At 61.9% G+C, this 13,112-nt stretch carries 9 protein-coding genes; 2 read left to right on the top strand and 7 right to left on the bottom strand.

Annotated features, from left to right (window positions below):
* Positions 1-268 precede the first annotated feature (268 nt).
* On the bottom strand, positions 269-4,420 hold the full coding sequence (locus SM757_RS01900; RefSeq protein ID WP_322464012.1) for an SUMF1/EgtB/PvdO family nonheme iron enzyme: 4,152 nt from the start codon (positions 4,418-4,420) through the stop codon (positions 269-271).
* A gap of 327 nt (positions 4,421-4,747) precedes the next feature.
* Between SM757_RS01900 and SM757_RS01895 the strand changes: the two genes are divergently transcribed.
* Complete coding sequence (locus tag SM757_RS01895) at positions 4,748-6,439, top strand: ISL3 family transposase (protein ID WP_322464011.1); 1,692 nt, start codon at positions 4,748-4,750, stop codon at positions 6,437-6,439.
* 331 nt (positions 6,440-6,770) lie between these two features.
* On the opposite strand, the gene SM757_RS01890 is transcribed toward SM757_RS01895, so the two are convergent.
* Entirely contained in the window at positions 6,771-7,103 is a 333-nt protein-coding gene (locus tag SM757_RS01890; RefSeq protein ID WP_322464010.1) for a hypothetical protein, read from the bottom strand.
* Between the two features lie 102 nt (positions 7,104-7,205).
* Here SM757_RS01890 and SM757_RS01885 point away from each other — a divergent pair, with 102 nt between their 5' ends.
* Positions 7,206-7,580: a plasmid pRiA4b ORF-3 family protein gene (locus tag SM757_RS01885; protein WP_322464009.1), complete on the top strand. Its 375-nt coding sequence runs from the start codon at positions 7,206-7,208 to the stop codon at positions 7,578-7,580.
* Between the two features lie 855 nt (positions 7,581-8,435).
* Here the strand turns inward: SM757_RS01885 and SM757_RS01880 are convergent.
* The 5 genes from SM757_RS01880 to SM757_RS01860 all read right to left on the bottom strand — a co-directional run bounded on the left by SM757_RS01880 (position 8,436) and on the right by SM757_RS01860 (position 13,064).
* On the bottom strand, positions 8,436-8,615 hold the full coding sequence (locus SM757_RS01880; RefSeq protein WP_322464208.1) for a DUF6527 family protein: 180 nt from the start codon (positions 8,613-8,615) through the stop codon (positions 8,436-8,438).
* 146 nt (positions 8,616-8,761) lie between these two features.
* Entirely contained in the window at positions 8,762-10,153 is a 1,392-nt protein-coding gene (locus tag SM757_RS01875; RefSeq protein ID WP_322464008.1) for a ThiF family adenylyltransferase, read from the bottom strand.
* Entirely contained in the window at positions 10,150-11,292 is a 1,143-nt protein-coding gene (locus tag SM757_RS01870; RefSeq protein ID WP_322464007.1) for a multiubiquitin domain-containing protein, read from the bottom strand. The genes SM757_RS01875 and SM757_RS01870 overlap by 4 nt, the downstream gene beginning before the upstream one ends.
* A 119-nt stretch (positions 11,293-11,411) precedes the next feature.
* Positions 11,412-11,963 carry a helix-turn-helix domain-containing protein gene (locus SM757_RS01865; protein WP_322464006.1) on the bottom strand — a complete coding sequence of 184 codons (552 nt, stop codon included), beginning with the start codon at positions 11,961-11,963 and terminating at the stop codon, positions 11,412-11,414.
* A 9-nt stretch (positions 11,964-11,972) separates the two neighbouring features.
* Positions 11,973-13,064: an ATP-binding protein gene (locus SM757_RS01860; RefSeq protein WP_322464005.1), complete on the bottom strand. Its 1,092-nt coding sequence runs from the start codon at positions 13,062-13,064 to the stop codon at positions 11,973-11,975.
* Positions 13,065-13,112 lie beyond the last annotated feature (48 nt).

Raw genomic sequence — 13,112 nt, 5'->3', positions numbered from 1 at the left:
TCAATCAAGGTGAGAGCACGGCCAAGCTAATTGTCGTCAGCCCGCCAGCGTCAAGGAGCCCGCACGGCCCTCCCGTGCGTGCCACTTGAGCCCTTGGGCTGGCTGTGGCAGGGAGTGTTTCAAGGGCGATATGGCTTTGACCAACTCGATGTAAGCGGCGACGCACCAATGCGCTGTATTATTGCCGGATGGAGTTCAGGATAAGGTTCGGGTGTCGGAACCTTGTGATATTGGAGGTACTGATCAAATAGTCGAGTTCGTTTCTTGCCTAAACATTAACCTCGCGCACCATACGAAAACCAACGCCCACCTGGAGCTCTGGATGGCGTGCAAAACGAATGCCTGCTGTACAGTAACAAGCTGATTTCAAAAAATGCCCGCCCCGTACCACACGATCCCAGTAGCCTTTGGCGCGAACATTGACAACGTCTCGCTCCAGTAGGTCAGTCCCCGGCGACACGGTCCATTCCAATATGTTGCCAGCCATGTCTTGCAAACAACCGACGGCACTTTCCGTGAATACACCCACCACAGATAGCATTCCCCCGCATACATTGTTGTGATTGAAATGCCACGGCGCCACATCGATGAAGGATTTCTCTTCTGAACTCAAAAGTATCCGCTCTTCCGTTAAGAGGCCTTGCGTGTATCCAAAGCGCCAGCGGGGCTGCGCGCCCGCCTGGTGAGCGTACCGAACTGCGGCTTCCCACTGTGCCTCGGTGGGTAAATCCACTGGCAACCTCCTGAATCCGACTCTGCCATCAGTTTGCCCAGTGATGCCCCCTTGTGCCTGCTGTCGCTGCCGACTTTCCCACAGCGAATAGGCCTGAGCACACCAAAAATTAACATGCGCCGGTTGACAATAATCATATTTGTTGGATGGGTACTCAAGTAATGGGTGATCTGGATATATGCTCTGGAGCCACTCTCCCGCCACGTCAGGCCACCAACGCTCATCGTGGACCTCGTTGCTGGCGACAAAACACTTTATCTGAGCAGTGGTCACAAGTAAGCCGGCCATTTCAAAAGCCGGTAGATCATTTACCTGCAAAAGGCCGTGCCCAGCGGCGAAAGATTTAATGGGGTAAATCGTTCTGTCGTCAAACTCACCCATTAGATCGCCCATTAACACGCTGACCCTCCCACCTGGAGTGCCTACCGGCTGCCAATGCTCGTCTTTCAGAATCAGCGCCTTGCCGCAGATCTCAAACCGGCCGTCGCCACCCAGGGCGCCGAGGAGAAAACCGCATTCAATCCTGCAGGCGATGTGAACATCCCGGTTGGTCATCCGAGCCAACAAGGCCTTTCGCAGACGGTTGAGCTTCGGATGTGTGCGTCGCCGACCAGGCTCGGACGAGGTGGCGACTCGGCCATCCGGTAGCTCATGCCCTTCGGGCTGCCAGCCGTCCTGCGGATGGTCGCGCAGTTCGCCAAAGGCCACCCAGTTGTCCAAGGCCAGTTGTGCAGCCAGTTCAGGGCGCTGGGTGGTGACCCTGGCCACCAAGTCCACCACCTGACGCGGCCCGCGCAACTGCGCCAGGTAGCGCAGCGTTTCCTCCACATCATCCGATCGCGGCACCATTGGAATCAGGAATGCCTCCGTCTCCCAGCCCAGTTGATTTAAGCGCGCCCTATCCTGCTGGTGTTGTTCCCACAACTGCTCCATTGGCAGTGGCTCCACTGGCTCGATGTCCAGCCACACCTCCCGGTCGTCGCCCTCCTTCGGCAACAAGGCCAGGGCCGCGAACAGCTCCAGATAAAGCTGGTGGGTCCACGTAAGAGTTTCACCATCCGGGTTGCGGCGGAGCACGTTCAACTGCTCGGCCGCGTTCAGCAGGGCCTCGGTTCTGCGAATCGTGTCGCCCGGCACATCCAACGCCACCTGTGGCAGGCGGGGCGGGCGCATAAAGGCGTCCAGCGTGGCTGTCATCGCCCAGGCGTCGGCAGCGCCGGTCTTGCGGCGCTGGCGGGCCACCGGGTCCAGGTGCTGTTGCGACACGGCCAGCCGCGCCAGCGTGGCGATGAGCGAGCGGGGATCCCGCTGGGCGGGCCAGCGCCAGCCGCCGTCTCGCCGCAGGTTGGCCTGCAGGTTGTCCAGCCGGGTGCACTCGGCCGGGCTTAGCAACTCACGCGGGATGTGCTGGCGACTGACGACCTCCTGGTGCAAGCGCACCCAGAGCAGCGTGCAGAACAGCTCGGCACGGTGTTGCGCGGGGCGGCTGACCAGGCCGCTTTGCAGCAGCGTGATCTGCGTGGCCAGGTGGCCGGGCGTGGCCATGAGCTTGCGATCGTCAGGCTCGGGGTCCCCATCGATGGCGTCTTCCAGCGCGCTCAGATGCTGATGGTTTTTCCCCAGGCGCAGCAGCATGTAGTCGCGGCGGCGCTTTCGGTCCCAGGGCTGCAGCGCGGCCTCGTGCACAGTGGGCAGCATGCCCTGGCGGGCATGGGTGCGCACGGTGTACACGCGCTGGGCGACGCAGCCGCCAGAAGCGGTGGCCAGCTGGCCCAGCAGATCGTCCATCCAGCTGATGAGCTGCGCGCGGTGGCTCTGGCTTTGCGCAGGCATTTCGTTGACCCCATCCAGCAACCACACCACCCGGATGCGCAGCGCCTTGAATACGGACCAGTCGCCTTGGTCCACCGCCTGCCGCAGCGGGCGGGTCCAGGCGGGGTGGCTTCGGCGAGCCAGGTTCCACAGCGCGTCCATGGCGGCTTCGGCATTCTGGACCTGCGCCGTGGCGCACCAGCGCAGCGGCAGCCACAGCGCCACGGTGCCGAAGTGCCCTTTGAGGTTCAATCGCTTCAGTGCGGCGTGGGCGGCCTCCATTTCGAACGCAGCCAGCAACGTGGTCTTCCCCCCTGCTGGCGCGGCGGTGCACAGCCACCGGTCCACCCCTTTGATATCCAGCAGATCGGCCAGGCCGTTGATCTGCCCCTTCCTGGGTAGCTTGGCTTGATCGTCCCGAGGGCGTCCCTGTGCGTCCAGCGCTGTCTGGGCCAGGGGCAGGATCTCGATCGGATGGAAGTGGTTGGACAGGAGCACGGGCTGCCCGTCACTGCCACCACCGAAGGGCTGGTAATGGCCGCCGGCCCAGTGCGCGTAGCGCTGCAGCAGGCTGGCCCTGAGCGCGGCGCGCAGGGCGGCCGGCTGGGCGCTCCCTTCCGCGGGCGCGGGCAGTTCGGAGGCAAAGTCCTGGTTCAGCAGTTCCGCAGGCAGCGACTCCCGCTGGTGCCGGCCGCTGTGGTCGGCCAAAGGAAGCTGCATCAGCGCGTCGTGCAGCGCGCGAAGTCGGGGACCCAGGGCATAGCCACTGCTGGCACTACTGGCATGTGCCTCCCGGACCCAGTCGCCCAGCGTGAGGCCATCGAGCAGCGCAGGGTGCTGGTTACCCTCCACAGGCTGGCCCTTTCGCAGCAGTACGGCCTGGGTGTTGAAGCGAAGGGTGTTGTTCAACTCGATGAGCTGCTTCAGCTCGGTGAGCTTGTGCGTGGCGCCGCCAATGAAGTCCAACGGCCACTCCAGCGGGTCGGCGGCGAAGTCTGGCGGCTCGCCCAGCGCGGCCGTGCCGCTGAGGCTTCGCAAGTCCAGCTCGCACAGCGGCTCGCCCCAGTCGTGCCTGACCTGGGGGGCCAGGAAGTCGGCCGCCAGATGAAGGCACGCCAGCGCCATCCAGGCGCCCAACGAGGGGCCGCCCACGCTCAGGAGGCTGAAGTGTTGCTCTTCACCGGGCCAGGGCAAGGGGCGCAGTGACCAGGCCAGTACATGGGCATGCTGGCCCGCAGGCAGTGGCGCCAGCGTGCGGGCCAAAAGTTCCTCGACTCGTGTGATGGCCTGCTCGAACTCTGGGTCCAGGTCCAGCAGGTAGGCGCCCGGCGCGCGCACCAGGCGGCCATGCAAGCTGCCGAAGGCTGGGCAGGCGGGCCAGTCGGCGGCGCACAGGAGCGTGAGGTGCAAAGCCACCACCCGCCCCCTGTTGGCCTGGTTGGGGTCACATTTGTTGAACAGCAAGGCGGGCAGTTGCCGGGGGGGCCGGGTTGGACCCGCTCGCTCGACGCCGATGTACGCGCGCGCCAAGTGCAGTTCCAGCGCACGCCGGGGATCCAGGGCGGTGCCCGGACCGACCCAGAGGGACTGCAGCAGGTCCCACACGCGGTCGTCGCGCTTGCAACCCATCCCGTCGCGATCCTCGGGGTCAAGCGCGCGCTGCTGGAGATTCTCCTTCAGCCTGCTCTCGTATTCATCGTGCTGGCTGGCATGGAAATTTTCCATGTGCTTGAGCCATTCCAGCAGCAGCGGTACCGCGGGAGCGTCGTCACCGCCGTACTGGCCCAGTAGGGGCGAGAGATCATCCAGACGGTCTGCTACACCGACCATCCGGTCCACCAAGGCCGCCCATGGCAACTTGTTGTTGAGTCCCATGCGGCCAATGCTAAACACGCCGCGGGACCTCTCACGTCGCGTCCAGCAGAAGGCCGTGAAAGAGTTGCCCTTGCCGGGCACTACTGTGCGGCGCTGACGTTGACAGGCGTGATGGCGTACGGGCCGCGGAACGCTGCAGTCCGCGCTACAGGGTTGCTATCGCAAGTACCGGTCGCAGGCAGCGCTGTTGCCGCTGTAGAAGGAACGCCGCGGCCTGTGGCTCAGCTTGTCAAGCGACATCAAAAACTGGCTCTTCCTCAATCTTTGTGACGGGGGTCGGGCGACCCACATGATCGAGCCCTTTGGGCTCGAGAACGCAAGCACACCATGGTCGTCATCCCCGGGCTGTCCTCGCTGCTGGAGGCCGTCGGCAAGCACGTCAGCTCTTGGGACGATAGCGGTAGCCGCTTGGTGGTGGACGCCGGCAGCCTTGTTCAGGCGGCAGCCTGTCCCCGCTGCACCTGCAGCAGTACGCGTCTGCACGGCCGTTACCGGCGATGGATAGCTGACTGCCCAACCTTTGGCCAGCCCGTGACGCTCGCCGTCGAGGTGCGGCGGTTCAAGTGCATCAACCCCGGCTGCCCGCGGCGGACGTTTTCTGAGCGGGTTGAGACGCTGGTGGCCGCCGGCCAACGACGCACGCTGCGGCTGGTTGAGGCAGTGCGCTCGCTGGGGTACGCCCTTGGCGGCGAGGCGGCCGCCCGGCTGGCCGCACGGCTGGGCATGCGCGTCAGCGGGCCGGCGGTGCTGCGTGACCTGCGTCGCGCCGGATGTCCGCCGCCGACGGCGGTCCCTGTGGTCATCGGCATCGACGACTGGGCGATGGCCTGTGGCCACCGATACGGCACGATCGTCGTCGACTTGGAGAAGCACCGTCCGATCGAGCTGCTGGCCGGACGCGACGCAGCCACGGTCGTCACCTGGCTGAAGGAGCAGCCTGCCGTCGAGGTCATCGCCCGCGACCGGGGCGGCGCTTACGCCGATGCAGCACGCACCGCCGCCCCCGACGCCCAGCAGGTGGCTGACCGCTGGCACTTACTGGCCAACCTGCGCGACGCCTTCGAAAGGCTGCTGCTGCGCTGCCCGGGCAAGTTGAAGGATGCCGCCCGGCAGGCGACTGAGACGCTGCAGCTTGAAGCCATCCCGGCCGAGGCGCCCACCGAACCCGCGGACACCGAACCCGCGGATGTCGTGTCGACCGAGCTACCTCTCAAGGCTTGGCAACGTCAGAGCAACGCACGCCGGGAATGTCGGCTGGCCCGTTACGAAGAGGCGGTACGTCGCCACAGGGCCGGCGAATCGATCAGGGCAATTGGTCAGGCTATGCACCTTGACCGTCGCACCGTGCGGAGCTTCGTGCACGCCGATGCGTTCCCCGAGCGGGCGCAGCGTGCTCCCACTTCGAGCTTGCTCGACGCCCATCGCCAGTACATGGCAACACGCGCCGCTGAAGGCTGCCGCAATGCCATGCAGGTCTGGCGCGAGCTGCGCGCTCGCGGCTTCACCGGCGGGCGCAGCATCGTGCGTGATGCCTTCGCGCAGCTGCGCAGCGCTGCACCTGAGGGCGGCAAGCTGCATTCCGTCGCGGCCGCCGTGCGCACGATCTCTGCGCCGTCTGCACGTCGCGCCTGTGCCTGGCTGCTGGGCTGGCAGGAGGGTCAGCTCACGCAGACTGAGCGCAGCGACCGGGAACGCTTCGTCGATACTCTCTGCCGCATCGAGCCGACGGTTGCCGCGGCACGTGAGCTGGCGCTCCGGTTGTTCGGCCTCGCGCGCAGTCGCGACCTCGACGGATTCGATCGTTGGCTGTCCCAGGCGCGCACCTGCCCGATGCCAGACCTGCAGCGCTTCGCGGCCGGGCTCGAGGCTGATCTCTCAGCCGTGCGAGCCGCGTTCAGTTCTCCTTGGAGCAGCGGGCAGGTTGAGGGGCAGATCAACCGGCTGAAGTACCTCAAGCGGCAGATGTACGGGAGGGCCAAGCTTGACCTGATGAGAATCCGCGTCCTGCACCCAAACTGACCCCCGTCACAGAGCTCCAGCTTGTTGTGGATGAAATGCCAAAAGCCCAGCGAGCGCATGCGCATGACGTTTTGCGCCAGCACGCGCCACAGCAGCTCGCCCTGCGCCTTGAGAGCCGTCCGTGCACGTTGAACTGCTGCAAGATCCGGCGGCACGGCGGCACGGCTGCGCGCTGGCGCAATTCCGTAGTGGCATCTGTTACGTCAGTTCAGCTGATCGCCACGCTGATCGGAACTACGAAATCCTGGTCGCATGCCACGCTGTCTGACCTTGCCTGCACCTGCCATGGTTGATGCACCACCTACTGCACCGGATCGCTTCCAATACTCGGTCAGCGGGCCATCACCGTGGTGGCGACTTTCTGGGCGATTACGGTGTAGAGATCGATCTCGGTCTGGTCGGTTGATATCGAAACCACCAAGCTATAGCGGGCCGGAAGCTCATACCGGTGCAGTGCCGGGCGCGTGCGCCACCAGCCCGCCGACGGGTAGACAGCGATGAAGCCGCGGCTAGCCAAATCGGCTGCACTCCCCTCCCAGACGTCCTGATGCAGTGACCCACGATGGCGCCTCTGGTCGCCCAGCAGCCAGTCCGGATCCTTCGGATTGGGGTTGTCGGACTTTCGATGCATTTTGGTGCGCCTGACCCCGATTTCCTCTTTCACGACAAGCACTTGCAAAACGTTGTGCGACGACCACCGAGGTGGCCACTGCGAGCAACGCAAGACGTTGATTTCACAGGACTTTTTTCACTGAGGCGCACCAAAATGCACCGAAAGTCCGAGAACCCCGACCTGGACGGCGAACTGCGCAGCGAGCGAACGAGGCTGGTCAATGCCGTCACACCTTCAGGCACCATCGACTACATCTACGACTTCGGCGACAACTGGAACCACCGCATCAAGATCGAGCGGGTGCTACCGCCGCTGGGCATGGAGCTGCCCATGTGCGTCGGCGGCGCCAACGCCACGCCGCCGGAAGATTGCGGCAGCACTGGCGGCTACGAAGATCTCGTGGCCGTGATGGCCGACCCCAGCCACCCGGAGCACGAGGAGTTGCGGACATGGATCGGTGGCGATTGGGACCCCAAGGCCTTCGACCTCGTCGAGGTCAACAGTTGGCTCGCAGAGATCAAGCTCTGATTCCGTCAAAGGGCGCTCGCCCACACTCCAGTCGTCTTTGCTGACTTCTTGCCTTGCCATGGCTGCGTCGCTTCCAATATCGACCCGGCCTGAAACGCCTCACTCTACAGCCGCTGGGCGAGCACAGGACAAAGGCTTTGCAAATAGGGCCTCGCGGCAACGCTTACTCCACATGTGGCCGTTCTGCCTCAACGAAGCGATCAAGGACCCGTGACTTTGAGTGAGGACACTCCATGCTTACAGCTCAAGACCAGCTCGTTCTCGGGCCACATACCAAGCATCGAGCGCGTTATTGAGTTGTTCCTCCGTCACATTTGTCATAGCGTTCCGGCGTGTTAGATTAATAGTGCTGAGGCGCTCTCCGAGCTTATCTACCGGGCTCATTCGCACGAATGTAGTAGGCTCGTGATGCCTTGACCTTTAGGCACTTTCCAGTCATAGGCGTCTTCACCCAAAGATAGAATTCGCCTTTTTCGTCCTGCTGAATACTGGTGATCTCCCAGACGCACCCAAAATCCATTCCTTTTAAGTGAATCTGCATACCAATATTTAGTTTTGACAAGGGAACAGGTGTTCCGACCCAAGCTGTTTGACGTCGACCACTGTGCCAGTATCTTCTCATATTGTTTCCCGGCGCACCTTGAAACACTCTCAATTAGCCAGAATACATGCCAGCCGTATGGCGTCGAGGTGGTAATTCATAGTCGCCCTACTGGTCGCTTTTGGCTCCCGGTCGACGCCGTCCACGGTCAGACGGGCTCCCCTATCAGCAAGAATGTACCCCAACAGCGTCTAGGTTGTACCCGCGGTGATCACCCTGTTGATGCCGATCGAAACCGTGTCGCCTCACAGGAGCTATACCCACAAAACCTTTCCCGCTCGAACGTAGTAATGCGATCGGCACCCCTCGCGCAATGCTACGGAAGGATGCAGCGTTGGGCGACCTCGGCTGTCCACCGTGAGATTCCACCGAGGGCGGACCTCAAGAAGAAGCGGCAGTTCCACCCGCTGACCGCAGCCACAAGGGCAATTCATGGCTGCAGACCATGCCTCCCCCGCGTCGGACCAGACGACGAGATTGCGCCGGGGGAGCGTTGCAGGCAAGGCGTCTCCTTCGAAGGCCAACACCTTGCGCGGCGGCAGAACCCATTCCTTGAAGGAGCGCCACAGGGTCTTGAGCGTCATCGCGTGTTCTCCTCAAGGCCAAGGAATGGAAGACCCAGAAGCGGTTCCGCGGCACCGGCGGCCAGCAGTCCTGATCGCTTGGCGATGAATTCCCCTTCAGCAGTAGCCTCCTCAAATCCTTCGGCGAGCATGAAGCGCGTCCGCGCGTAGCCTGCGTTAGACACTTGGCGGTACGGGAACGCACGGGCGATGAATTCCATCATGCACGCGCTCGCGGCCCGCATGTTGAGCGTGATGACAGAGGGCGCCTGCTCCGGCGAACCCTCGATGTAGCCAGCCTTCACGCGTTCGCGGTGGGCCTGCGGATCAGTCTCGGCAAGCGCCTCCGCTTGGAGCGTCGCGGGCGTGTAGACGCCGCGGTCGCCCAGGCTACTGCCACCTGGGTAGACGTAATCGATGCGACCGGTGACCTCGGCGATAGCTAGACCATCCTCGGTCTGGCGAGTGGGGATGGCAACGCCAACGTCGAACAGGGGGAGCAGGAACGCGGCAGCCAACCGGTCCGCAATCATGCGGCCACGATGCGTGTCCACGCAGCAGAACAGCACATCGGACTGCGCGGCCGCTAGCACCGCGGACCGGGTCATCACATTGGCCTCCACAGCCTCGAAGAACGGTTCCTCCCGGTACAGCTTGGCACGTTCAGCGAAGACTGCCACCTTCGGCCGTTTGGCCTGGGCGTCCGCCAGCGTGGTATTGATGATGCGGTTGAGGTTCTTGATCTCCACCCGGTCATGGTCAATGGCGATCACGCGACCAAAGCCCAGGCGGCATGCCTGTTCAGCCATGGGCGATCCAGTGCCGGACAACCCGATGACACAGGCTGTGAGCCGCGACAGATCCGAGGTCATTTGCGAGGTAAATGCCATCGGGCGCTTCGCCCCGCGATGCCGCTCCTTCCACCACCAAAAGTGCAGATCCGCACTGGCCACGGACACGAGGTCGACAGGGATCTGGTCGCCCTGATGGGTATAGAGCCGGGCGAAGACAGTGCCATCGGGCGTCATCACGGCCGAACCATGAAGGTCGCCAAACGCTTGGAAAATGCACGGCATGATGGCCCTGTCGCTGTCATCGTCCGTGCGCGAGAAGTCCCGGTAGCCGCTCGGGTGTGAGTGGAGGAGCACCAGGCTCAGGCTCTCGCGCTCGCCGAGGTCAATCGCTTGCTCAATGAACGTCGCTGGCCACGTCAGGGAGTGCTCGGTGCGCTTGCGACACGCTTCATGCGCCACAAGCACGACATCGCGGACGAGGAGACGCAAGCGCTTCCCCGGCACGCGGCTGCACACCAGCACTGCGGCCGCCTCCTCGCCGTCACCTGGGAAAAGGTGCGTCTGCAACTGTGCGTGATGCACAGCGGTCAGGCTCAAGGTCGCGCCGGGCATCATTCGCCCAGCTCCTTGGCCAGGCTGCCTTCGACGACGGCCATGTGGGTGCGGATGCTGTCCGAGTTCGGGTCCCAGACGCTTGCCGCGTTGCGGTGGCGCGACCAACCCTGCAGCGTGATGCCATCGACGGTGGCACGAATCTGGGTGCTCGGAATTTCTTGACCGCCAGCCATTGTGACGAACGGGAAGAAGTAGAACATGTCGATCTGAGACGCCGGGTAATCCTGCGGGACGTCCAGTCCCAGCAGCACCTTCTGCTGCGCAAACCCGGTTGGCAGCAAGAAGTCGTGAATGAGCAGCCAGCGCCGACCACCCTCCATCACCGTTTCCCAGCGCAACACCAGCCCGTCCAGGTATTCAACATCCTGCGGCAGCAACTGGAACATGCGCCGCGTCGCGTACTGCTGGCCGTCCCCGTTGTCGACGTTGCGCTGCATCAGCCGGATCTTTTCGATGCCCTGCGTGCGCAGGTCAACGATGGAGTCCACCCCTATCTCTTGCTTGGGCTGCCCCTGAACGATCAGATAGATGTGCCAGGCTTTCTTCGGATCGAAGCCAGCTTGTTGCATCGCATCGGCGACCTTGACCAGGGGCGTGTCGTACTCGCGGACGACGCCTTGCAGCATCAACTTCCACGTGTGCTTCTTGGGAATCGAGATGAATTTCTCGACGCCAGCGTCGGACAGATTGATTAGCGTGGCGACGCCCACCGGGACAACCTTGTCACCTTGGTGCAGTTCAATATCCAGGTCAGCGGGCACGTTAGCCAGCTCGGCCAGCATGGCGCCGGAAATGAGGCGGTACGGCCACTCGTACTGCTTGCCATTGACGGTGAAGCGGTAGGTCAGGTCCCCGTCCGCCAGGACGAACTTGTTGCCGGCAGCCAGGTCGGCGTGTTCGTCCAGGTTGATACTTTCCAGACCACCCTTGTGCAGGACTTGGAGGACGAGCTGCTCCGCATTGGCAGGACGGCCAGCGGACTTCAGGATGTCGGCACCCGTCGGGTTGGGAACGTGCAAGAGGACAAGCTGCAAGATGCACTGCTCGCTGGCGATCACGCCAGCTTCGTGGTGCAGCTGCCCGGCTGCTTCCTGCGATGCAGGCTGGTTGAGAGAGGAGGAAGCTTGGTGAGCGTTCATGTCGCACGCCTTTCTATCTGATTAAATGAAACTGTTTAACACAGACCGCAGCAGAGCTGCTGTGGACCTGATGTGAAGGCTAACAGCTTTTACAGCTTAAAGCAAGCTGTTTAAGCAGATCAGTGAATCGCTCGGTACTTGAACTCGATGCCGCCAGACTCGGCGGCTTCCTCTGCGCGCAGGAAGTACCCGGCAGCCACCAAGTTTTTCAGCCGGGTACTGGCGTTCTGGACGGAAAGGCCTAGGTCGGCTGCCACTTGTGAGGCAAGCACAGCGCGCTTCTCGAGGACGTACTCAACAAGGCTCCGTGCCGCAGGATTCAGTTCGGGACCGATGACCTCAAAGACGTCATCGTTCCAGATGACCAGAGGTTGCTCTTTGGCTCGTGCGGCGTACATCCAGTTGTCAATCAAGTCTCGATCATGGATGTCGCTCAGAAAGACACCTCGTTCGCCCCGATAGTGTTTGGCCAGTGAGACAACACTTTCCCGCGGAAACGACGCATCGGTAGCTTTGATGCCGTCGAGCGAGATGCCAAAGACCTGTGTACGAGGATGCTCTTCGACGAAGCTGACAAGCTTGCGAAAAACTTCCTTCCCTTCGATGTTTCCGAACGGCCTCGCACTGCTCGTGAAATCCCGCAGCTTCACGATGATTGAGCTCTGGTTCATTTTATTAATTTAATCAGAGTTGCGCGCTTTGTCAAGCTTGAACTCGAAGCAGATGTGCGTGCCGTCCAAGCGCGCCAAGTTGAGTCGGTGACTGAACTGTATGCCGTTGTGATCGTGATAGACGCAAAGTTCAAAGTCACTTTGACGGACCGAGATTTTTGCCTTGAATTTCTCAGCAAGTTGGCCTGACCGGTTGAGGCCTATTCCCCTGCCATCGGTATCAACTTGGCTAAGCCCCCCCTTTGAGAACACTTCTTCAAGCAGTGCCACGCCGGAGTGCGGGGCTGCTTCCATCAGTCGGGCAACCTTCGGATACTTCACCGGCACCACCGGAGCCAGCGTACCGACGATACCTTGCCCGTTGTCCGAGATAACTACCTGAATCTTTTCAGTCTTGGGATAGAACTGAAGACCTGCGAAGCCGGGGGAAGAAGTAGCCGAGTGGTCGACGACGTTGCCAAAGAGTTCGGAGAGTACTGTAAACGCTGCTTGAGAGTAACTGTCGCCGGCGCAGCTTTCGTAGCTGTGCTGAAGTAGCTCCGGAATTTCTCTGTTTGGATTTTTAGGAGCAATGAGGCGGAATTCGATGACGCCATCATTCCTGCCGCGGTAAGTTTTGGCCAGTTCGCCACTAGGCCGCTTCGGCAGCACATTGATTGATGGGGCCAAGACATCGAAAAAGCCAATCCGGTCAAGATATGAAAGCGTCGTCTCAGAGCCTTCGAAGTCAAGTGTGACTGCCTTTCCAGCAGCGGTGAGCTGGTTGCAAAGGGCCAGCAACCGGGCAAGGAAATCCAGCATCGGCTTGCGTTCGTCCTTCAAAACAAGGGTGACCGCAGCGTGATGCGACGCCAAGGGCGAGATGTTGAACAGGGCGCTGTCGAATGCCCGGGACGTCAACCAACGGCTGCTGCCACCAAACTCAATGCGGCAGGCGGTTGGCACGAGAGACCATTGGTAATTGGTGTCTTGCTCGAACTTGTCTTGATGGTCATGCAGCAAACGATTGAGCTCGGCACGGTCAACGCCGAGGTGCGTAGCAATGGTCCTGGCCTTGGTGCCCGGGTTCTTTTCAAGAAACGCACAGATCCGGTCTAGCATCACCCCGGATCATATGCGAACACCTGTAAGCACCAATTCCAATTGCGC

Source organism: Azohydromonas lata, assembly GCF_034427735.1.
GTDB classification, from domain to species: Bacteria; Pseudomonadota; Gammaproteobacteria; order Burkholderiales; family Burkholderiaceae_C; genus Azohydromonas; species Azohydromonas lata.
Note: the sequence above shows the minus strand (reverse complement) of the source record. Positions and strands in the feature narration are given on the sequence as shown.